Here is a 19,691-nt window from a genome sequence, read left to right as displayed (position 1 = left end):
CAGACACTTAAGCCGATCAGATGGATCGGCTTTTTTGTGCCTGCGCAAAACCCGCGCAAAACTTGCGCAAAACTACCCGGTGAATTCGCTGATATTGAGGTCTGGAATTGCTTCAGACCAAACGATTTCGGCGTGATCCTTCTGGTAGTTTTTGGTCATGCTCTCACTGGCATGTCCGGCGATTTTCTGCCCGTCCTTTCCGGCTTTCTGATACAGGTGCAACGACAGCGCCCGAACTTCATGGAAGCCCGGCATTTCCTCTTCTTTCCATCCCTTATAGCAACCCGCCGCCTCCCGAGCCTTTTTAAAGGCTCCGGTCAAATATCGTTCTTCGACCTTTGTCCAGTGTTCCTTCGTCAGTGCCTGTTTCTGCTTTTTGCGGTCAGGTCTGCGGTGGATCAGGTAAGGCGAGACGATGTCATCCCGGCACCGGCTGATGACCGCCTGGAGCTCGTCGGTCACTTTGAACCGGATCCACGCCGCATCACTGGCCTTGGCTGTCTTTTGCTGTACCACATACAAACAGCCTTCCCGAACACCATCGAATCGCATGTTGAGGATGTCGGTTCGACGCTGCGCAGTGATCAGCGCCAGGTCGATTGCGTTCTGCAGCCACGGCGGAGACTTCTCTCGGATGGATTTCAGGCCTTCAACGGTATGCCGCTTGCGCTGCTTCTTCTCGATCCGGTTGATGGTGCTGCCCGCTGGGTTGTCCGGGCACAGGCCCTTAGCCGCTGCGTGGTTGAAGATGTCGATCAGCAGGGCGCGGCACTGGTTGGCAGTGCGCGGCGTGAGGGCGTCCAGCATCTCCGCAATCATACGAATCGTGATCTGGTCGACCGCTTTACCTTCGAACTGCTTCCGGAAACGTCGGAAGTGAACGGCATATAGGCCCAAGGTTCCTTTCGCCAGTTCGCGCGGCGGCAGCACGTCGCGTTCGTATGCGTCCAGGAAGCCGGCGAATGACTCGGAAGTGCTGCCCATCACTGCGCCAATCAGGTCGGCGCCGCGCATGAACTCCAGATTTAGCTGCTTCGCCGCATCGATCGCTTTGATTCGGTCCGAGCCGAACTGGAACCACTTACCGTCGGTAGGCCGGCGGTAGCGATAGGTCGAACGCCGCGAATCGAAGTACAGGTTCTGCGGAAGGCTCTTGTTCGCCTTGTTGCGCGGCCGTGGGACCATCATGCAGCTCCTTTCAATACCATCGCGACCAAGTCATTGCCGTCTGACCTGCTGAACGCCGTCCAATCAACGTACCAGAGTTTCCCGATCTGCTCGCCGGGTACCTGGCCATTGCGGATGTAGTTGCGGATTGCCTGGGGGCACGGAGGCGTGCCGTTCTCGCCCCAGCGCCGGCGCTGGAACTCACTGATCTTGATCAGCTCTTTTCTCATTGTGATGCTCCATGCCGCGCGTGGCGGCAGAAGGTGGTTAAATATTTCGAAGTTCTTTTCGCTGCTCGGGGGACTGGGCGGGGTAACCGAAGTGAAAGCGCCGTTTGCCCGTGTAGCCGCACTCGCCGCATCCAGATGACGGCCCGCAACTACAGCCACCCTCACATCCGCAACTGCACCCGCTACACGACAGCGTCACGACGCCGTCTTCCTCAACCTCGCCGTCCTCGGTAATCCAGTAGTTGCGCCGCCGATCAAGACGGAACCCTGCAGCCTCTTCTGCCTGCTCATATGTGGCAGGCTCGATTCGGAAGCCGTGTTCCGCACTTTGGTCTGCGACCCATCGCATAACTTTTGGCATGCAGAGTTCCTCGCCCGCCGAACACCGGCAGGCTGTTGAGTTGGGGGGCTATTGCTGGATCAGTTCGACGGGGACCTTCACCGCAGCGCCGCGCTTGGCAAAGACCACGGCGCGGAACACAGCGATGGTTCGGGTTTCGCCGGTCTGGCGATTGAACGGGTCGTTTGTCATGTCGGCCAGCCATGGGTGCCGATGGCCAACATCGACCCAGACGCCGTACTTCGTGATCAGTTGCTCGGCGTCGGGCAGGGCGAAGAGATCCAGCTGACCCGCTGCGGGCTGCTGATCACCCTCGATCGCGTTGATTGCCCAGTCCAGCGCCGGGCCGGTCAGTTCCTCGGTGCGGACGCTGACCATGCGGTTCATAAGTAAGCAACCTGTGCGGATAATCGTTCTTCAAAGACTCTCAGCTTGCGATGCATTCCCTGGACGATCCTTTCCTCAAGCTCTACCGACGCCAGCAATATGGCCAACGACTCGGCTTTTGCATTAACCCACGCCGCATGAGCCTCAAGCTCTGAGCTGAAGTAACCAAGTGCCTTGCGATGGTTGCCGACGTTGCATTGCGCTCGATATTTTCCAGAGGCTTTGTGAAAGCTCACGCCTACAAGTCCGGAATTTTTATCCCCGCACTTCGTCCAGAAAACGTTCACGCTTTTTGGGACGAAGCAGCATGTCTGTGGAGAGTAATAAGTGCCGTCGCCGAGGATATCCTTGTCCAGTTCATTGCCCTGCCACGGCATGCTTTCCATCCAAGCCCTGAATTTCGAGAAGCTCTTCCACTCATCACAAACGGTTGTGTTCGCGTAGGTTGGATTTCTGGATCTGAACTTGCCGCTGTGGCACCGCATGAGCATATGTGACCAGCGCCGGTAATAAGGGCAGTCGAACTCTGTAACGTATTTTTTGACTCCATTAGCAAAGTGCGGCTTGTTCACCTGGATTTCGTAATCGGCATCGTTGATACCCCACCCACAAACCAATTTATTCATCGCCAAGGACCTCGATAGATGAGGTAGGTCATGTAGAGCGGGGCGAAGATCATGGCGCGGCCCTCCTGACATCCTCGACGGTCACAGTGTGCGGGGTGATCTCCTTGATGGTGAAGAAGTCAGGCTGGCAGTGCTTCCGCGCCCAGGCCATCAGTGGACGCATTGCTCGCTCAAGATCCGCCTTCGCCGCAGTGTCGAGCGTTGGATAATTGTCGACCCACTCGCCGGCGTCGCTGTCATAGGCGCGCTCGCTCATGTGTTCGAGCAAATCATCCTGGTCTGGCAGAAAGGTTGCCGGGTCATCCTTGCACTCGGTACCGCGATAGACCGTCCCGCCTTCGTAAAGGCCAGGTCTGAAACTGGCCGGGTGTCCATCACCATCACTGTCATGGCCGTAGTTGTCCTTGAGCAGTTCATCAAGGCTGTCGTAATCCCACGAACCGTTCTCACCGGTGAGTGACCATTTCTCGCCGGTTGCCGGAGCTTCGTAGTCTGGAATTGAGTTCGCCGCAGCGATAGGCAGAGCCACCCTGAACTGTTCAAGGTAATCGGCCGGCTTCGATCCCCAGCGATTGACTAGGCAGTCCGCATCAACCGGCATGCCTTCGTCTTCTGGCTCGCCTGACGGTTCGCCCGGCACCATGAAGAACTCGCGCTCAACATCTTGCAGAAGATCGGAGAAGCGCTTGGTGTTTTCGATGTTGGCCAGCAGTGTCGACAGTTCATGGTTGGAGCTGAGGCTGAACACGCTGAAGAGGGGGGCCAGCTCTGGTTTATGTTTGGGCATGACTTCGTCCTTGCCGCTATTGCGGCTATCAAATTCACATGAGGGAGAGGTATCGTTGCCGCCATTAAAAAATGGAGGTGGGAAGTGGTCGTTCACGGAGTCGAGTATCGGTTTTGCTGCGTTTCAAGCGTTGCTGAAGGACACGATGGCCTTGCGCTTGAATGCTGGAGAGGTAACAACGGACCGTTATTTGAAATCTTTCGAAATGACGAGACACTTCGCTTTGAGGTGACTTTGTTCGTTCAGGACGTTCCGCTTGAGCTGCTTGAATACGCTGTACCGATCGCCCGAGAACGTTTAGGGGATTTTGTTCCTTATTCCTGACACTTCGTCCTTGCCGCTATAGCGGCTGACTTGAATGTGGGGTAGGGGTGAGGTTTTTGCGGGTGGAGTACAAATATACTCCTATCGGGATTTAGCTGGCTCAGTCTTCACGGCTAGGCCCTTTACTGCCTTGCTGTAGATGAACTTGATCTGGTCCCATGGGATGGTGTGATTCTGCCCATACTCGCCTCCACCGTCGCAGATTGAGCAGTCTTCGGTAGGCTCTTCAAGCTCGCAACATTCAGGGCATTCTTTGGTAACCGGCAACTTGAACTCGCGAAGCAACAGGGCTTTGGCACCATTCTCTGCGGTGAGCTGCTTGGGAATCAGGCAGTGGCCATCAGGGATCGATATAGCTGACGCGCTCAGCTCTGTGCTGGCTGATAGGAGGGTTTCAAGGTGGCTGTGCTGCATAATTTAGCGCATAAAAAAAACCGGCTTCTCAGCCGGTTTTTATTATTCTTTGCTATATATTTCTCTAAGGAAATATGTGCCGCTTTTTTTAATTTCATCTTCGACCCACTGAGTGGAGTATGAGTTGTTTAGTTGATCGTTTTCAACTAGAAAACTTTCGAAACTCATGTTTATCGAGGTCATGTTTTCACGTATCTCGGCAGCGCGTTCGCTGTCGAGGCTAGGCTTGGAGGTTAGTCCGAGAAAATAATCCTTTAGGCTCATTGATTTCCTCCTCCGGGAGCGTCCATTGCTGCAATGTTACGCTCAATATATATTGACAAGAGTTTTGCGGTAGTTAATGCAAAAAACTTATCAAGCTCCCAATCAAATTGATTGGTGTGACTACTCGTGAACACTAGCACTCCTAGCGGTTTTTTACCATTCGTATTGCAGGTGTCACTCACAGGTATAGACATAAATGAGCGATATTTTGTTTTGTCAATAGGCTCATTTGATGCTGATGTGGCAAGCTCAGAGCTGGTGAGAATATCATGACAAATTTTTGCCTCTCGTTGAGCAAATGCCAATCCCACGTGGCCTACGCCTGGCTTCCAGCGGCGGTTGGAAGTCGCTAATCTATCATCATGCTTCCGCCAGGCGATAAAAAGCTCATCGCTCTTGGCATCATAGAGATAGAGCGCCATATTATAAAGGCTGTCGGCCTTATATCCAAAAAGTTGGGTTCGGTGCTTGGCGATGTGCCAAAGCATTGCTTGAAGGCCCTTTTCCCAATTTTTCCATCGATTTCGGAGTAATCCATTTTCCGGGACGGTGTTTAACTCTTCAATACGTGCTTCCAGCTCAAGTGTCATCAAATAGATCACACTTTGCTGCGCGGCTGATTTTTCGAATAGTTGCTCTGCTTTAGGAATTATCTCATTTTTATATTTTTCATTTTTTTCAAGGATTTCATCAACAGCTATTGATAGTGATTTTTTATTCGCCGCTTCAAACATTGACCAAGCAAATTTAAGGTGAATTAGTGCTGCTACCCCGTACAATACCCATTCTGTATTGTCTATCGGGGTTGTGCCGAATATCTTGCTGGCAAGCAAGCCGATGATTAAAGGGGCGGCTAATGTCATCCAAGTGTTGGCGCAATACAGCGAAAATGACGCTATCCGTACTTCAATTGCTTTGTTGTAAATGTTGTTAGTTCTGATGTCCATCTCGTTGCTTCTCAATTACGTACGCACCTGTATGCTCTAACGTAGCGCTCACGTCAAGATCTTGGCATCATTCTGGCCAAGGTTTCTTGGATTCTTATCCCGAGCCACCGCACAACTGTCACGGCCTTGGAGTTGCCGATCGCTTTGTAGCGCGGGCCATCCGGGCATTCGCTGGCAGGCTTGCCGCGCCACGGGATCAGCGTGTAGTCGTCTGGCATGCCCTGGAGGCGTTCGCACTCGCGTGGGATGAGGCGCCGAACCTTCGAGGCGGCGGCAAGATAGTTCTGTTGCTGCGCGCCTGTTTCGGCCGCGAGCGCACCAACTATCTGACCGTCGCCGCCAATTTGCCTGACTTCACTGCGACTGTTCTGGGTGAAGGCAACAATCGGCTGGCCGCGCCCAGTACCGTCCTCGCTCCCGTCGAAGCCGTCGGCCTTCAGCGTGTGCGTGATATCGCCAGTGATGCACACTGCGACCTGGCCGCCGGCGTTCGCATGGCTTCCAGAGTGATTCATTGCGCGAAGTGTTGGCGCGACATCGCCGGCGTCGGCGCCGTGATCTTTGCAGGAGAACGCGAGAACAGCGTTTTCTTGTCCATGGTTCCGGCCGAGGGCGAAGGCTGTTGAATCGCTCACGCCAGGATCTTGCGTGCCATGGACAACCAGCAAACCGGATTCCGCATCCTGCTGGGTTGCGCTGCCGGCCGCTTTACCGTTGGCATTGAGTGTCCCGGCCACGATGAAAGCCTCGGAGTCGGCACGGTGGCTGCTTTGTGCCTGAGCTCTAAGCGCTGGCGCGGTGATCGGGATATCGTCGAGCGAGTAACCTCCGGACTTGCGTCCGCCACCGGCCAATGTTGGCGCCACGAAGAACGTCTCGCTTTCCATGTCGAGTCGAGTGTCCTTCGCGGTGAGCGTGGCAGACCGTTCAACGGAACCACCCAAGCTGTGGCCGCCGAACGCCGGCACGCCGCAGAACACACCAACCGCCGGGCCTTCGTCGCCCTCGCAGCTCGGGCAACCGTATTGCCCTAATGACTCGTCGAAGGTGTATCCGCATCCGCACTGGAGCGCAGGGCCGAAAGGAGCTGATCCGGTAACGTCTTGCCCCTCGCCTCGGCGCGGCGCAGTATCCCGGCGCACGCCTTCTCGCTCAAAAAGTACCTCGGTGGGATCGAATCCGTCTCGAGCACTTGCGACAACGAACACACGGCGGCGTCGTTGGGCCAGGCCGAAATATTGGGCGTCCAAGATCCGCCACGCGATTGTTCTTTTGGGTCCATACACACAACCAGCGTCCGGCCATTTCTTCCCTGAAGGCTGCAGTTCGCAGTCTTCCCCAGCAAGCGCGCCAAGAAAGCATCCGAAGGCGTTGCCTTTGTCGCTGAGGACACCGGGGACGTTTTCCCAGACGATGACGCAGGGCGGCTTTCGCTGGCCTGCTCGAACATAGTCAACTGCATCTGCGAGCTCCACGTATTTGATTGTGAGGGCGCCGCGCGGGTCGGTGAGGCCTTCGCGCATCCCGGCGACCGAGAACGCCTGGCACGGGGTTCCGCCAACGAGCACGTCCGGTGCGGCGATCTTGCCGGCCAGCACCAGGGCGCCGAGCTTGGTCATGTCGCCGAGGTTCGGCGTGTTTGGGTAATGGTGGGCGAGTACCGCGCTGGGGAACGCTTCGATCTCGGCGAACCAGGTCGCCTGCATGCCGAGCGGCTTCCATGCAAGCGTTGCCGCCTCGATGCCTGAGCAGACCGAGCCGTAAGTGATGGGCATAGTGGCGCCTCGCCGGTATATTTGCCGGAAACAAATTGGGGTTTGTGATGATTCTGGATATTCGAAGAAAAGGTCTGATTGGAACGCTGGTAGGGCATGCAACACTTTTAGCCTGCCTCGTCATTGTTTCGACTAGAGCAGATGTTCAAACCAATCAGGTTATTTCGGGATGGCTTCAGGCTGTCGGTTCGGTACTTGCTATTGTCTTCGCGGTAATTGTTGCAAACACGCAGTATTTGCGAGCCGCAGAGGCAAAAAAACTATCGGAGGTAGAGCACTGTACAAAGCTCGTGCTACAAGCTGCGCACCTTTGTGTTGGGATGGAAACCAGCCTTAAGCTTATGAAGGAAAATAACCTTTCGCAGCCAGATTTTGAAAGACACAAAAACCTATTAGAAAGCGCGATGCGCGTATATCACTCATTCAGCGTAGACTTGATTCATAGCGCTGAAATATTCAGCGCATGGTCAACAATTGGTCATTGCTGCGAGGACTTTTTAGCTGATTGTCACAGTAATGACGGTGATCTTCTTATGGTCATGAATCAGCGTCTGACGCATATGGATCGATGTTACGAGAGAGCTGCTGCTGCCGATAAAAAGCTTGAGGCGCTGTGGCGTATTTCGAAAAGTAAAATCCAGCATTAATCGAGAATGTGTTCAGTGCCGGTCGCGGCGAACGCTTCAAGCTGCCGCGACCACTTATCCTTAACGACGATTTTAGGTCGCGACATTTTTACGAAGCGTTCCGACTCTTCCGCAGGCGCTGCGGCGAGATTGATCATGAACGTCGACACCGTCTCCTGCCATTCCTCGAAGCCGTGGCGCTCGCCGAGCACCTGAAGCGCATCATCAAGCGCCTTCGAAACAATCAACGATCGCTTCTCGGCGCCGATCCGATCGAGCAGCGCCTTCTCCTTGGCTCGCTTGTCCTTCTGCAATTGCGCGTTGCTCTTGGCCATGGCCTACCTCTTCAATTCCGCTGGCCGGCAAGTCCAGCCAGGTCTGTCGTTTGCGTTGTTGGGTGCGAAAATGTCTCACGCTGCGACCTTCACCTGATGCCAGGCGCCGGCGGCGTAGAACAGCTTCGCGGCTTGGGCTTCGTCCATTGATATCTCATCCGGAATAGCGATCCAGCCTGACGCGACCAGATGGGTCGGGTTCGCGCTGTTGCGCAGCTCCAGGTAGTAATGCTCGATGGCGTCGGTAAGGCGCTCGACCTTGTAGATGCCCTCGGGCGATATCTCGACCGACTTGATGTACTCAGCGCCGCGCTCGTCGCGACACATGGCGCCGATGTAAATCGTCCAACGGTAGGAGAATTCGAAGATTGCGTTGGCGATCGCCAGACTGCGGATCTGCCGGCAGCTCTTCCAGTTCGCCATGATCTGGCTGCCGCTGGGGTCAATGTTCACCACCGCGACGTGGTTGGTGCGCAGCAGCGCCCGGCAACTGCGTTCGGCCCGGGCGAAACCGTTGTTGGGTTTGCGTTTCGACTTCATATCAAGTCCGCCATTTTTCGCAGAGCCTTGCGGTCGGCGGCCGATATCGGCTTCGGCCGACGCTTGAGGACCGTCTCAGGGTCTACCCAATCGCGCCGCTCAGGCTTTGGCTTCATTCGAGCCGGCGGCAGTTCCTTGAAGGTACTGCCGGGCCGACTCCAGAAGTCAGCCATCGCAGCGGCGATCCGTTCCGACTCAGTCTGCTTTTCACGAACTGCATTTAGGTTGAGGCTGATCATGCTCAGGCTCCTAATCGATGGGCTTGTGCCCGCGCTTTATCAGCCACTTCGTCAACCATCCGGCCAAGCTCCAAATTGAACTGGACCAGCTCTTGATGAAGCATCGCGATGTACTCGTCATCGCGCTTGATGGTCTCGATGTACAGGCGGCAGTCTTCATCTTGTCGCGGATCGAAGGACAGGAAATCCCACCATTCCCGGCCCGTGACGAACATGCAGCCCTGAACCTGCGGCTTGTGTTCGTCGGGCATTCCTTCGAGCCAGGTACGGACGTGAACGGCCTCATTGAAAGGACACTTCGACTCAATGCCGCCGTCTTCGCCAATCAAACCGTCCGGCGAGCAGCCCAGCCAGTCGTATTTTGGGTGAACCACAAAGCCCGACTTGATGACTGTATTGCCGGTGAGAATTTCGTAAAAGTCGTGACTCGACTGCTCAACCTCGGTACCCCAGGCCATCGACTTGCTGCTGACCGAATGCTTTGATCGGTTGGCCAGTCGCTCGAAAGCCAGCTCGCGCATATAAGTGGTGCGAGCCGCGAGCGGCTTACGTTTGCCATTTTTGTCACGATCACCCCAAGCGATCACATCCTTGAACCTGCTTGCCGTTAGGCGCCCGCTGCGGTCTTGATGCCACTGCTCGGTGCGCTGAAGGTCTACTGAGGCGTTCATTGATCGCCGTCCTGCAGATCGTTGTCAGCACTGACGTTCGAGCTTTCATTGAGGGTTGTGAACTCTGCCTCGATTGTCTGCGCAATCGACTTCAGCTCACCGTGACGTGTCACGCCAATAGCACCACGTTGCTGCGGCTTCAGCGCCTTCCATGCTTTTTCGTAGCCATCAATACCTTGGTCTTGAGCGATCTTTTTGAGCTGCTCGAACAGGTCCGTAGTTGCGTCGGTTGTGTCGCCCTGAGGAACCGACGCGGCTCCCACATCTGCTGGCTTCTCGTTGGTAGATCGGGGGGTAACATCCGTTTCCGGAAGCGCGTAGCCGTCGTCCAGCTCGTCACGTGTGTACACGCCCAGAATCACGTCGGGGCAATACAGACGAGCCCATTTTTTGAGGGCCAAGTATGCGATCTGCTGCTTCGGATCGTCCGCCCATAACCCGGTCCCGCTCTGTTACGGCAAGCGCCGTGTAGGCGGAGCAATCATAAGCGCCGCGATCTACGCCGAAGACCAGATGTAGCCGAACGAACGAACGAACACCATAACCGCCCGAGAGGCGGTTTTTTATGGCCTGGAGGAAAAGATGGGCGCAGTTCTGCAAATGGAAGTCCACGGCGAGAAGAGCGGCAGCAGCAAGCCAAAAACGCCGACCGAGGCGCCAGATAGCCTGCGCTCTGTGGCCGTGGCAAAAATGCTGATCGCGATGGGTGAGGGCGAGTTTGCCGGCAATCCCACCGCTCAGGACATCTATCTCGACAACACGCCACTGCAAGATCCGCAAGGAAACATGAACTTCCCGAACGTGAAGTTTGAGTATCGCAACGGCTCAATTGAACAGGACTACATCCAGGGTATTCCGTCAGTAGAGAATGAAACCACTCTTGGCATTGAGCTGCGCAGCGGGACGCCTTGGGTGCGTGCGATTACCAATACCGATTTGTCGGCGGTGCGCCTGCGCTTTGCCTGGCCCATGCTTCAATCTGTCGATGCAAACGGCAACGTGAATGGCTACCGGATTGAGTACAAGGTCGAACTTGCCACAGACGGTGGCACATATCAGCAGGTGCTGAGTGAGGCGGTCGACGGCAAAACCGGAAGCACTTATGAACGAACCCGCCGTATTGACTTGCCTACCGCCACAAGCGGTTGGCTAATGCGCGTCACTCGAATCACACCGAATCAGAACAACCCCAACAAAATCGCCGACACGATGAACATCGCGGGCTTCACCGAGGTGATCGACGCGAAGCTTCGGTACCCGAACACTGCGCTGCTTTACATCGAGTTCTCTGCCGAACAGTTCCGAAGTATCCCGGCAGTGACTGTCGACACCCTGCTGAAAAAACTGCCGGTGCCGAGCAACTACAACCCGGAAACTCGAAGCTACACCGGGATCTGGGACGGCACGTTTAAACAGGCCTGGTCGGATAATCCTGCATGGATGACTTACGACATCACCGTCAGCGATCGCTTCGGCCTTGGCCGGCGCATAAAGCCGTGGCAAGTCGACAAATGGGAGCTTTACCGAATCGCCCAGTATTGCGACCAATTGGTGCCGGACGGGAAGGGTGGTCAAGAACCTCGATTCCTTTGTAGCTTGAACCTGCAAGGCAAAGCCGATGCTTGGTCGTTGTTGCGCGACATTTCGGCAATTTACCGAGGCATGACTTACTGGGCTCAAGGCCAAGTGTTTTCGCTTTCGGATATGCCGCGCGCGACTGACTTTGACTTCGCCTACACCAGGGCGAACGTGATCGACGGCAAGTTCACTTACTCGAGCGCATCGGAGCGCACCCGGTACAGTCGCGCCCTGATCAGCTACGACAATCCGTCGAACAACTACGACACCGATGTCACGGCTGTTACTGACCCAAAACTTCAGCGCCGTTATGGTGATAATCCACTTGAGATCAGCGCCATCGGCTGCACTCGAGAGTCGGAGGCGCAGCGCCGCGGGAAGTGGGCGCTACTTACCAACTCGCGCGATCGTGCAATCACCTTTAAAGTCGGCCTTGATGGTCGGATTCCGTTGCCAGGATATGTGATCCCCGTTGCGGATGAACTGCTTGCAGGTCGCCCCATCGGCGGACGTATTTCGGAGGTCGCTGGACGTACCATAAAACTGGATCGCGACACTCAAGCGAAGGCCGGTGATCGGCTGATCTTGAATCTGCCGAACGGCACCTGCGAGGGACGCACCGTGCAATCGGTAGCCGGCCGCGCGATCACGGTCACCGCAAATTACTCGGTGGCCCCAGAGTCTGAACTGGTCTGGGCGCTGGATGCCGATGACCTTGCCGTCCCTTTGTATCGGGTTACTGCGGTGTCTCGGCCGGAACCGGGAGTGTTTGAGATCTCGGCCGTCCAGTACGACCCGAGCAAGTTCGCACACATCGACACTGGTGCGCGACTAGAAGAGCGCCCAATCAGTGTGATTCCAATCACTGTGGTTCCACCGCCAGCCAGCGTTACGCTTACTTCTGCTTCGGTCATTTCGCAGGGCTTGTCGGTAGCCACTATGACTATCGCCTGGCCAGCCGTTCCCGGCGCAGTTGGCTATGACATCGAATGGCGCAAGGACAGCGGGAACTGGATCAAGCTGCAGCGCACCGGCATGACCAACGTGGACGTGGTCGGCATCTACGCTGGCGCCTACGTGGCCCGGGTGCGCGCGGTAAGCGCCTTCGATATCACGTCGCCGTGGCGAAACTCGATCCTGACCAACCTCAGCGGCAAGCAAGGGTTGCCGCCGGCGCTGGCTTACCTAACCGCTACACCGCTGTTGTTCGGCATCTATCTCAAGTGGGGCTTCCCTGCTGGCGCCGAGGACAGCCAGCGCACGGAGATCTGGTACGGGCCGACTACCGAACTGGATGCCGCGACCAAGCTGACAGACCTGGCCTATCCGCAGAGTGATTTCTCCATGCTCGGCCTGCGCGCCGGCGTGACCTTTTTCTTCTGGGGGCGGATCGTCGACCGGATAGGCAACATCGGGCCGTGGTATCCGATCGGCCTCGGTGTGCAGGGTCAATCCAGCTCCGATGCTGCTGCCATTCTGGAGATGATCGCCGGGCAGATCACGGAAACAGAGCTTGGCCAGGATCTGCGAGACGAGATCGACAAGATTCCGGGGTTGCAGGCGCAGATCGATGCGTTGGATGGTTTGAAGGGTTACGACCCCGAAGCCACCTATGAGGAGTACGACCTCGTAGTGCAGGGCAAGCGGATCTATCAGGCCACTGGCCCGGTACCGCTCAACATGCCGCCGCCGAACCCGCTTTACTGGCTCGACGTTGGTCAGACGGTGGAAACGGCAAATGGCCTTGCTCAGCAGGTGGCGACAAATACCGCCGAGATCATCGAGATCGACGGAGTTGTTACTGCCCAGGCCGCGTCGTTCGAAGCCCTTCGCGCCTCCTATCGAGACGATGACGGCGCTGGCGATCTCGCGGACGCGATCAAAAGCCACACAAGCACCGCCGCGATCGCTTCCGAATCGAAGGTTCGCGCCTCCGAGAACGAAGCAATGGCAAGGCGCGTAACCACCTTCGACGCAAAAATCGGGCAGAACGCGGCAAACATAACCGAGCTTGAAGAGGTGGTGGTCACGAACCAGCAGGCAACCGCTCAGCAGCTAACCCAGCTCAACACCATTGTCGGCAGCCAGCAAACGGCGATTCAGCAAAACACCTCGATCATCAATGACGTGAACGGCAAAGTTACTGCGAGCTGGTCGGTGAAGATGCAATACAACTCCGGCACGGGCCAGTACATCGCTGCGGGCGTCGGCCTTGGCATTGAAAACGGACCAGCAGGATTGCAAAGCCAGTTTCTGGTCAGCGCTGACCGTTTCGCCATCGTCAACACTATTGCTGGAGGTGCCATTGCGGTTCCGTTTGCAGTGCAGGGCGGGCAGGTGTTCATGAACTCGGCTTTCATCCAGGACGGAACGATCACCAACGCCAAGATCGGCAGCTACATCAGCTCCACCAACTATATTCCCGGCCAGCAAGGCTGGATCCTGAACAAAGACGGCACACTTGAAATAAACGGTATCGTTCCGGGGCAGGGGCGTCTGGTAATCAACTCACTGAACGTCTCGGTCTACGACGCCAACAACGTGTTGCGTGTTCGTCTCGGCTATCTGGGGTAATCAATGGCGCTATTTGGACTGCGTGTCTTTAACGAGAGCGGTCAGCTCGCTATGGACACCAACAGCTTCACCTACCAAGTGATCTGGCAGGGCGTGATTGACTTCAGCGGGGCGGTACCCAGCTATACGCTGAATATCCCTGGCTTCAATCCTGCCAATTGCGTGTTCATGATCATCCCGACGAGGGTGCAGGACGTGCAGCCATCCGAGACGGACGGCAGCGCTAACCAAAAATCCTATCCATTCGTCACCACTGCGGCAGGCCAAGTTGTTGTGCTTAAGAAAAATCCATCAGCGAGCGCTTCCACAATCGGGTCAACGGTAGTGGCCAAGGCTTACGCGATTAGGTATGCGATATGAGTTACGGGTTTCAGAGCATCAATGACAACGCTTTCGTGCAAATCGACTCGGAGGCTCCACGGCTTTGTATGTTGACGCGGGGGTCGTATTCAGGGGCGGCCAACGCTACGGCAACATTTTCTCGCGCAGTAACGAGCCAAGATCCACCGCTTGTTTTCATTCGGCCTGATCAAACTGGAGTAATTCAGGTTCCGTACTCGGTCTGGTTCACCGGAGGGCCTGGAAATTGGACGGGGTTTTCGATGAACGCCTCCAAGGTCAACGAGTCGTTGAGCGGTCAGTATTTCGTTGCGGCATGGGCGTCGATGGGCACCGCCTCTTACGGTCTTCGCCTATGGGATCAAAACGGTGCGCTTTGCTACGACAGCGGTGCGCCGGCGGTCATCGTGACATTCGCGGCGGGAGACTGGACGTATATAGGGATGGAGCAACTGAGTGTTGGTCGCCGATATGTCTGGGGCATCAACAAAGCGCTTGGAACTGGGGAGTACGTATCTATAAACCCTTTCACTATGGCCTGTCATAACGAAGGCACCGGCGGTAGTTGTGCGATCGGCGTCGATTACGCCAACGGCCGAATCATGATGTACAGCCTCGCTTTCACTGCGTGGACCAATCAGGGCCACCGCCCGTTTCTCTGCGCCAAATTGCTGGCCTGAGCCTTTCATATCTGGAGATACACAATGCCCTGGTACAAGACAGGAACGGTCTCTGTCACCCAAAATTCTAATGCGGTGATCGGTGCAGGTACTGCGTTCATTGCCAACAGCCGGGTCGGCGACGGTTTTCGTGGACCTGATGGGCGGTGGTACGAAGTGACCAACATCGCCAGCAATACCGCGCTGTCGATCTCTCCGAACTACGAAGGCCCGACAGCGGCTGACGGCTTCTACGCCATCATGCCGGTTCAGGGCTACCAGAAGGATCTGTCCGACCAGGTACGCGCGATCCTCAACGACTACGGCGAGAAGCTGGCGGCGCTCGGCACGACAGGAAACTACGACATTTTGCCGCCCAGCAAGGGTGGCACTGGCATCACCGATCTTTCGGTTTTCATCGAAGGGTTATTGAATGATGCGGACGCACCAGCGGCCCGCACCACGCTTGGAGCTGCCAAATCTGGTGCCAACGCCGACATTACATCACTCACTGGCTTGACCACAGCTGTGCCTGTTTCTATGGGCGGGACTGGCGGAACTGATCAGGCAGGAGCTCGTACAGGCCTCGGGCTTGGATCGGTAGCCGTCGAAAACATTGTGCCAGTGACTAAGGGCGGGACTGGTGGAGCGAGTCAGGCAACTGCCAGATCCGGGCTTGGCCTTGGCACTGCGGCTGTGGCGGCGATCGGAACTGCGGCTGGGCAGGTCCCTGTAGTCGGAAACTTCGGCGTTGGTGATGTCTCGATAACAAACGCTAGTTGGAACAATTCCCTTAGAACCGGTTTCTCGTCCTATAGCGGCACTGCCACCGGGGGGCCAACATTTAACGGGGGTAACTGGTTCGCCAACGGAATAGACGTAGTCTATGGGGTGGATCCCACAGTAAAAACGCAACTGGCGATACGAGTGAACTCGTCTGACTTCGCTATGCGATCCTTGAATATGAATTTGGCTTCAGCAAGTAGCTGGGTTTACTTCTGGAATACCGGAAACACGACAGTCGACGGCAGTGGCTTTATCAAAAAAGCTTCACCGATTGTTCGCATCACGAATCCTGTGAAAAGCACGCGACCCGACTTGAAGGATGGATTTTTTGAGGCGGGATACGGAACTGTCAACGAGGAAGCGTTTGGCGTCACAGTAGAGCGCCTCGAGTTGGGGAGATATTTGATCCGTGGGAGCATGGGACTTGCGAAATCCGGCTGGCAGGTGAACTCTCCGTCAGACCGTAATGGGGGTAAACTGTTTGGCTTGGCTGTAGGCGAAGACCTAACGGACGGGACAATTTTGATTGAGTTCCGCAAGATCAAATACGCGCTTACAGATGAGGGTGAGCTGGAGCAGGTTCATGGCGAGTTGGTAGAGGCACCAGTGGATAACTGGATTGATGTTAGGGTGGATATGCCCGCGCCTTAAGCAGGCGGGCCACCTTCACATGACGCCGTTGTTGATAGCGGGCAGGCCGGACATTATTAGGATGTGAATACGTCCGGCCTGAAACGCAGCGTGGCTTGCGAGCCGCATTTAGCAATAAGATTGATAAATTAGGATCTGAAGGCCTGCAAAAAGCGTCTTAGCGGAGCGGTGATTCGCCAGCTAGTGGAAGCAAGGACAGCATCGAGCATATCACCGAGCTCCTTGGACTTGGCCCGCTCAGCCTCTAGAAGATTTGCGAATGTGTCTCTGTCTGTCACAACCCGCTCGAAATCAGCAACTGAAACCATTGAGGATCGAGGATCCGGAAGCTTATAGGTAGGCGGGCTGCAAACTCGTCTTTCAAACTCGCTTATTTTTTCGTCAGGGACCAGGATAAAATCCCAATACACATGATTAAGGCAAGACCGCCACGAGATCACGTCGTCCACCTTATTCAAAAATAGATCATACGGAGTGTAGCAGTGCGCTTTGGCAAACTCGAAAAGTGTGTCGCTTGAGTTTCCGTAAGCTTTGTACGTTAACTCTCCGTATTCAAGAGCGATGATAGGTCTGAATTTTGAAATTGTTACTTCGGCACCTCGAAGACAATTTATTTCACCGCCTTCTATGTCAATTTTAATGAAAGATACAGAGGTCAGTGATTGAGTGTAGTTGTCGAGAGTGTCGACCTTTACATTTATCTTTGAGGGCTTGGCGGAATCCGGATTGTTGAACTCTCGCTCAACCAAGCCGCTTTCTTCTGGAGAACCTTCGGCGTATGTGAACTCAGAAAATCCGGTGTAATCCGAAAGTGCCATGTTATTCAGCGTCACTGGGCAATCAGTGAATTTGGATTCTAGCGTTTTATAGATGGCCGGGATCGGCTCAAACGCAATCGCTCTGCCTGTTTGGCCAATGCAATCTAGCAACGGTCTTAGGTGCCGCCCTACGTGAGCTCCAATATCGATAACTGTATCACCCGGCTGAACCCACCGCCGGTAGTGGTGTTCGAGTATCTGTTCGAAATCGAAGTAAACAAAACCTCGATCAATCAAGCTTCTTACTTGATCCAGCTTCGTTCTTATCAGCGTCCGTTCCATGCTGCGCTCCGATCTAATCGCAAGAGTTTAAAAATGCCGGTGATTGTATCTGAGTTGTGGCCATCCAGACGTAATTTTTTGCCCGGAGGAAAGTGATGATTACAACCGATAAAGACCGTGACATCCTTGCTCGCACACTGTGGGGTGAGGCTCGAGGGGAAAGCATCGCCGGCCAGATCGCCGTGGCCTGGACGATCCGCAACCGCGTGTTTGATGGAAAGACGAATTCTTGGTGGGGCGAGGGCTACGCCCGTGTATGCCAGAAGCCGTATCAATTCAGCTGCTGGAACAAGAACGACCCGAACTATCAGTTCCTGATTGGCGTGCAGCAGATCCCGTTCCGCGAACTCGCGCAGTGCCGGATCGCGGCTGACCAGGTTATCGACGGCAAGGTGCCTGACCCAACTGACGGCGCCACGCACTATTACGCCGCCAGCATCAAGGCGCCGGCCTGGGCGGCGAAGGCAAAGCAGACGCTCAAGCTGGGCGGGCACGTCTTCTTCAAGGATGTGCCGTGATGGTCGTTCCGTGGCGGCTTCTCGGGGCGCTGGCGCTGGTGCTCGCCGGCTTCGGCAGCGCCTGGCAGTTTCAGGACTGGCGCTACGGGAGGCAGTTGGCCGAGCAGGAAAAGCTGCATTCCGAAACCCTCAACCAACTGACCCGGGCCGCCGCCACCGCGCAGCAGGCCGAGCAGGACAAACGTCTGGCGCTCGAGCAGCGGCTGTCGGCCAGTGAGCAAACCCACTTCAGGAAAATGAGTGATGCCCAACTTGACCAAGATCGCCTGCGCGATCGCCTTGCCACTGCTGATCTGCGGTTGTCAGTCCTCCTCGACGCAACCGACGTTGCCAAAAGCTGCGACGTGCCAACCACCGCCAGCGCCGGCAGCGTGGATCATGCAGCCGTACGAGCCAGACTTGACCCGGCGCATGCTCAACGAATTATCGCCATCACCGATACCGGCGACCGCGGACTGATCGCCTTGCAGGCGTGTCAGGCCTACGTTCAGGAATTGTCCCGCTGATGAGGGAAGGGATCTTTGAACGGACTGTCCCCGCTGAGGATCCGAATCTGGGTTCGCAGCTCGGCTATATGCTTGTCCTTCGCCATCAGCTCCCAGTTGCTTTTGGTCTCGATATCGGTAGCTCGCCGGCTGGCGGCCGACGTTTCTGACTTCGCAACGCACAATTGAGAGCGGAGGGTTTCGCACTCAGCCGACGCAGCAGCGTGCATCTCAACCAGCTTGAATATCCGCTCCCTGGACTGTTGCAGTTGAAGGTTCAGTTCCTCGAACTCATTTTCGTAGAGGGCCAGCTGGTGCCGGCAAGTTTCGAGCGGCGTCGCGCAGCCGAGCCAGTCGTCGGTATTTTCGATATTGGAGGGGGCCACGGGAAATGCCTTGCTGATTACTGTTCGGATATACAGTAATCGGGGAGTGGGCGAGGGTGAGGCGACGAACTGTAGCGGTGCGGCTACTTTCGGCCAAGAGCGGACTATGGTGGATGGCAACAAGATCTCCTAAGCTGCTGATAGTGCGTTTAGAAAAGCAGGGCCAATTAAGACGTCGGATCTATACCCAATTGCGAATGCAAACCTGCCTGAAAGGGACGGATTCAATTTCCCTCCGGCATACTGAGCTTGTATGTACATCGCTGAATAAATCGGAGAAGAAGGCGTGGCAGGTACAAAATTGGTTGCGGCACGCAAAGAAATCGCACTTGCAAGGAAATCGCTTGACGGGCTGAAGTCGGCACCCAGTCATGACGAAGAAGAGATACATTGGAAAGAGTTTATAGGTCGTCTCACGCGTTTCTGGAACAAGACTGAGTCCGCCTTGAAGGGCGACCCCAAGTTCTTCAATTCGCCACACGTGAAGCGTGTAAAGACTGCTTTAAAGTCTGATGAGTTAATCCGATACCTTTCCCAAGCTCGTCATGCGGACGAACATCGACATGAAGAAACGACTGACGTTATGCCAGGTGGTTTCGAGAACGTCTCGACTAGAGATCCCGAGATGCGAGTGCGCAACCCGAAAATCACGATAAACGGCGTCACGATGAACGTGCCACCACCACCGGGCTATCAGAGGAGGGCAGTAAGGGCCGAGCTTCGCCTAAGGACGGTGAAAAATCGAGATCAGACCTATGCTGTGCCGCGTACCCATGCGGGCCACGACATCACGCTGGCAACAGTCCAGACCTACGCAGAATTAGGATTGGCGTTCTATGAATCCGTTTTGGACGATCTTGAACAAGATGGATGGGACGCGTGACAGTGCACATAGCCGAAGGATGCGCGGCAACTCGATAACTTCTTGTCACGCTATCGAGAT

The 19,691-nt window shown here is 55.5% G+C and carries 23 protein-coding genes and 1 pseudogene; 9 read left to right on the top strand and 15 right to left on the bottom strand.

What is annotated here, in order from left to right; all coding sequences use genetic code 11:
* Positions 1 to 72: 72 nt before the first annotated feature.
* The 8 genes from CKW26_RS04155 to CKW26_RS04110 form a co-directional block, all read right to left on the bottom strand.
* Positions 73 to 1,185, bottom strand: coding sequence for a tyrosine-type recombinase/integrase (locus CKW26_RS04155; RefSeq protein ID WP_095047631.1), 1,113 nt, complete (start codon positions 1,183 to 1,185; stop codon positions 73 to 75).
* The gene (locus CKW26_RS04150) at positions 1,185 to 1,397 is read right to left on the bottom strand and encodes a hypothetical protein (protein ID WP_072392567.1); all 213 of its coding nucleotides are present in this window, start codon (positions 1,395 to 1,397) and stop codon (positions 1,185 to 1,187) included. Before CKW26_RS04150 ends, CKW26_RS04155 begins: the two co-directional genes overlap by 1 nt.
* A 409-nt stretch (positions 1,398 to 1,806) precedes the next feature.
* Positions 1,807 to 2,124, bottom strand: a complete 318-nt coding sequence (locus tag CKW26_RS04145; protein ID WP_095047630.1) for a hypothetical protein — start codon at positions 2,122 to 2,124, stop codon at positions 1,807 to 1,809.
* The gene (locus tag CKW26_RS04140) at positions 2,121 to 2,750 is read right to left on the bottom strand and encodes a hypothetical protein (protein ID WP_095047629.1); all 630 of its coding nucleotides are present in this window, start codon (positions 2,748 to 2,750) and stop codon (positions 2,121 to 2,123) included. The genes CKW26_RS04145 and CKW26_RS04140 overlap by 4 nt, the downstream gene beginning before the upstream one ends.
* 49 nt (positions 2,751 to 2,799) lie before the next feature.
* Positions 2,800 to 3,633, bottom strand: coding sequence for a hypothetical protein (locus CKW26_RS04135; protein ID WP_156685505.1), 834 nt, complete (start codon positions 3,631 to 3,633; stop codon positions 2,800 to 2,802).
* A gap of 684 nt (positions 3,634 to 4,317) precedes the next feature.
* Positions 4,318 to 4,539 (bottom strand): hypothetical protein, encoded by a 222-nt coding sequence (locus CKW26_RS04120; RefSeq protein WP_095047625.1) that lies wholly within the window; start codon positions 4,537 to 4,539, stop codon positions 4,318 to 4,320.
* Positions 4,536 to 5,486 (bottom strand): GAF domain-containing protein, encoded by a 951-nt coding sequence (locus CKW26_RS04115; protein ID WP_095047624.1) that lies wholly within the window; start codon positions 5,484 to 5,486, stop codon positions 4,536 to 4,538. The genes CKW26_RS04120 and CKW26_RS04115 overlap by 4 nt, the downstream gene beginning before the upstream one ends.
* Positions 5,487 to 5,539: 53 nt before the next feature.
* Positions 5,540 to 7,261 carry a DNA cytosine methyltransferase gene (locus CKW26_RS04110; RefSeq protein ID WP_095047623.1) on the bottom strand — a complete coding sequence of 574 codons (1,722 nt, stop codon included), beginning with the start codon at positions 7,259 to 7,261 and terminating at the stop codon, positions 5,540 to 5,542.
* A 47-nt stretch (positions 7,262 to 7,308) separates the two neighbouring features.
* Here CKW26_RS04110 and CKW26_RS04105 point away from each other — a divergent pair, with 47 nt between their 5' ends.
* A complete protein-coding gene (locus CKW26_RS04105; protein ID WP_141231845.1) occupies positions 7,309 to 7,908 on the top strand; it encodes a hypothetical protein in 600 nt (199 codons plus the stop codon).
* Here the strand turns inward: CKW26_RS04105 and CKW26_RS04100 are convergent.
* The 5 genes from CKW26_RS04100 to CKW26_RS04080 form a co-directional block, all read right to left on the bottom strand.
* Complete coding sequence (locus CKW26_RS04100) at positions 7,905 to 8,222, bottom strand: hypothetical protein (protein WP_095047621.1); 318 nt, start codon at positions 8,220 to 8,222, stop codon at positions 7,905 to 7,907. The genes CKW26_RS04105 and CKW26_RS04100 overlap by 4 nt on opposite strands.
* 75 nt (positions 8,223 to 8,297) lie before the next feature.
* Positions 8,298 to 8,762 carry a hypothetical protein gene (locus tag CKW26_RS04095; RefSeq protein WP_095047620.1) on the bottom strand — a complete coding sequence of 155 codons (465 nt, stop codon included), beginning with the start codon at positions 8,760 to 8,762 and terminating at the stop codon, positions 8,298 to 8,300.
* Positions 8,759 to 9,001 carry a hypothetical protein gene (locus tag CKW26_RS04090; RefSeq protein WP_095047619.1) on the bottom strand — a complete coding sequence of 81 codons (243 nt, stop codon included), beginning with the start codon at positions 8,999 to 9,001 and terminating at the stop codon, positions 8,759 to 8,761. Before CKW26_RS04090 ends, CKW26_RS04095 begins: the two co-directional genes overlap by 4 nt.
* Before the next feature lie 2 nt (positions 9,002 to 9,003).
* Positions 9,004 to 9,672 carry a lambda exonuclease family protein gene (locus CKW26_RS04085; protein WP_095047618.1) on the bottom strand — a complete coding sequence of 223 codons (669 nt, stop codon included), beginning with the start codon at positions 9,670 to 9,672 and terminating at the stop codon, positions 9,004 to 9,006.
* Positions 9,669 to 10,073, bottom strand: coding sequence for a hypothetical protein (locus CKW26_RS04080; RefSeq protein ID WP_371917958.1), 405 nt, complete (start codon positions 10,071 to 10,073; stop codon positions 9,669 to 9,671). Before CKW26_RS04080 ends, CKW26_RS04085 begins: the two co-directional genes overlap by 4 nt.
* A 22-nt stretch (positions 10,074 to 10,095) precedes the next feature.
* Between CKW26_RS04080 and CKW26_RS30195 the strand changes: the two are divergent.
* The 5 genes and pseudogenes from CKW26_RS30195 to CKW26_RS04055 all read left to right on the top strand — a co-directional run.
* Positions 10,096 to 10,191, top strand: a pseudogene (locus tag CKW26_RS30195) (tail assembly protein); the annotation flags it as partial.
* Positions 10,192 to 10,254: 63 nt separating this feature from the next.
* Positions 10,255 to 13,824 carry a phage tail protein gene (locus tag CKW26_RS04070; RefSeq protein WP_095047617.1) on the top strand — a complete coding sequence of 1,190 codons (3,570 nt, stop codon included), beginning with the start codon at positions 10,255 to 10,257 and terminating at the stop codon, positions 13,822 to 13,824.
* Between the two features lie 51 nt (positions 13,825 to 13,875).
* The gene (locus CKW26_RS04065; protein WP_256579866.1) at positions 13,876 to 14,184 is read left to right on the top strand and encodes a hypothetical protein; all 309 of its coding nucleotides are present in this window, start codon (positions 13,876 to 13,878) and stop codon (positions 14,182 to 14,184) included.
* A gap of 242 nt (positions 14,185 to 14,426) precedes the next feature.
* On the top strand, positions 14,427 to 14,843 hold the full coding sequence (locus tag CKW26_RS30190) for a hypothetical protein (protein ID WP_256579865.1): 417 nt from the start codon (positions 14,427 to 14,429) through the stop codon (positions 14,841 to 14,843).
* Between the two features lie 24 nt (positions 14,844 to 14,867).
* Positions 14,868 to 16,259, top strand: a complete 1,392-nt coding sequence (locus tag CKW26_RS04055) for a hypothetical protein (RefSeq protein WP_095047614.1) — start codon at positions 14,868 to 14,870, stop codon at positions 16,257 to 16,259.
* Between the two features lie 128 nt (positions 16,260 to 16,387).
* Here the strand turns inward: CKW26_RS04055 and CKW26_RS04050 are convergent, their stop codons facing one another.
* Complete coding sequence (locus tag CKW26_RS04050) at positions 16,388 to 17,359, bottom strand: FkbM family methyltransferase (protein ID WP_095047613.1); 972 nt, start codon at positions 17,357 to 17,359, stop codon at positions 16,388 to 16,390.
* Between the two features lie 95 nt (positions 17,360 to 17,454).
* Between CKW26_RS04050 and CKW26_RS04045 the strand changes: the two genes are divergently transcribed.
* Together CKW26_RS04045 and CKW26_RS04040 are read left to right on the top strand one after the other, a co-directional pair.
* Positions 17,455 to 17,877, top strand: a complete 423-nt coding sequence (locus tag CKW26_RS04045; protein WP_095047612.1) for a cell wall hydrolase — start codon at positions 17,455 to 17,457, stop codon at positions 17,875 to 17,877.
* Positions 17,877 to 18,383 (top strand): lysis system i-spanin subunit Rz, encoded by a 507-nt coding sequence (locus tag CKW26_RS04040; RefSeq protein ID WP_095047611.1) that lies wholly within the window; start codon positions 17,877 to 17,879, stop codon positions 18,381 to 18,383. Before CKW26_RS04045 ends, CKW26_RS04040 begins: the two co-directional genes overlap by 1 nt.
* Here the strand turns inward: CKW26_RS04040 and CKW26_RS04035 are convergent.
* On the bottom strand, positions 18,365 to 18,748 hold the full coding sequence (locus CKW26_RS04035) for a hypothetical protein (RefSeq protein ID WP_095047610.1): 384 nt from the start codon (positions 18,746 to 18,748) through the stop codon (positions 18,365 to 18,367). The two genes, CKW26_RS04040 and CKW26_RS04035, sit on opposite strands and share 19 nt — an antisense overlap.
* Before the next feature lie 286 nt (positions 18,749 to 19,034).
* Here CKW26_RS04035 and CKW26_RS04030 point away from each other — a divergent pair, with 286 nt between their 5' ends.
* On the top strand, positions 19,035 to 19,631 hold the full coding sequence (locus CKW26_RS04030; protein ID WP_095047609.1) for a hypothetical protein: 597 nt from the start codon (positions 19,035 to 19,037) through the stop codon (positions 19,629 to 19,631).
* The last annotated feature ends 60 nt before the right edge of the window (positions 19,632 to 19,691 follow it).

It is taken from the genome of Pseudomonas sp. Irchel s3h9 (assembly GCF_900187475.1).
Lineage (GTDB): Bacteria > Pseudomonadota > Gammaproteobacteria > Pseudomonadales > Pseudomonadaceae > Aquipseudomonas > Aquipseudomonas neuropathica.
This window is presented reverse-complemented; position numbering and strand designations above follow the sequence as displayed.

What these genes read in the sequence shown, in the direction of transcription:
- CKW26_RS04155 (WP_095047631.1), bottom strand. Translation starts at nt 1,185, where the DNA reads ATGGTCCCACGGCCGCGCAACAAGGCGAACAAGAGCCTTCCGCAGAAC.
- CKW26_RS04150 (WP_072392567.1), bottom strand. Translation starts at nt 1,397, where the DNA reads ATGAGAAAAGAGCTGATCAAGATCAGTGAGTTCCAGCGCCGGCGCTGG.
- CKW26_RS04145 (WP_095047630.1), bottom strand. Translation starts at nt 2,124, where the DNA reads ATGAACCGCATGGTCAGCGTCCGCACCGAGGAACTGACCGGCCCGGCG.
- CKW26_RS04140 (WP_095047629.1), bottom strand. Translation starts at nt 2,750, where the DNA reads ATGAATAAATTGGTTTGTGGGTGGGGTATCAACGATGCCGATTACGAA.
- CKW26_RS04120 (WP_095047625.1), bottom strand. Translation starts at nt 4,539, where the DNA reads ATGAGCCTAAAGGATTATTTTCTCGGACTAACCTCCAAGCCTAGCCTC.
- CKW26_RS04115 (WP_095047624.1), bottom strand. Translation starts at nt 5,486, where the DNA reads ATGGACATCAGAACTAACAACATTTACAACAAAGCAATTGAAGTACGG.
- CKW26_RS04110 (WP_095047623.1), bottom strand. Translation starts at nt 7,261, where the DNA reads ATGCCCATCACTTACGGCTCGGTCTGCTCAGGCATCGAGGCGGCAACG.
- CKW26_RS04105 (WP_141231845.1), top strand. Translation starts at nt 7,309, where the DNA reads ATGATTCTGGATATTCGAAGAAAAGGTCTGATTGGAACGCTGGTAGGG.
- CKW26_RS04100 (WP_095047621.1), bottom strand. Translation starts at nt 8,222, where the DNA reads ATGGCCAAGAGCAACGCGCAATTGCAGAAGGACAAGCGAGCCAAGGAG.
- CKW26_RS04095 (WP_095047620.1), bottom strand. Translation starts at nt 8,762, where the DNA reads ATGAAGTCGAAACGCAAACCCAACAACGGTTTCGCCCGGGCCGAACGC.
- CKW26_RS04090 (WP_095047619.1), bottom strand. Translation starts at nt 9,001, where the DNA reads ATGATCAGCCTCAACCTAAATGCAGTTCGTGAAAAGCAGACTGAGTCG.
- CKW26_RS04085 (WP_095047618.1), bottom strand. Translation starts at nt 9,672, where the DNA reads ATGAACGCCTCAGTAGACCTTCAGCGCACCGAGCAGTGGCATCAAGAC.
- CKW26_RS04070 (WP_095047617.1), top strand. Translation starts at nt 10,255, where the DNA reads ATGGGCGCAGTTCTGCAAATGGAAGTCCACGGCGAGAAGAGCGGCAGC.
- CKW26_RS04065 (WP_256579866.1), top strand. Translation starts at nt 13,876, where the DNA reads ATGGACACCAACAGCTTCACCTACCAAGTGATCTGGCAGGGCGTGATT.
- CKW26_RS30190 (WP_256579865.1), top strand. Translation starts at nt 14,427, where the DNA reads ATGAACGCCTCCAAGGTCAACGAGTCGTTGAGCGGTCAGTATTTCGTT.
- CKW26_RS04055 (WP_095047614.1), top strand. Translation starts at nt 14,868, where the DNA reads ATGCCCTGGTACAAGACAGGAACGGTCTCTGTCACCCAAAATTCTAAT.
- CKW26_RS04050 (WP_095047613.1), bottom strand. Translation starts at nt 17,359, where the DNA reads ATGGAACGGACGCTGATAAGAACGAAGCTGGATCAAGTAAGAAGCTTG.
- CKW26_RS04045 (WP_095047612.1), top strand. Translation starts at nt 17,455, where the DNA reads ATGATTACAACCGATAAAGACCGTGACATCCTTGCTCGCACACTGTGG.
- CKW26_RS04040 (WP_095047611.1), top strand. Translation starts at nt 17,877, where the DNA reads ATGGTCGTTCCGTGGCGGCTTCTCGGGGCGCTGGCGCTGGTGCTCGCC.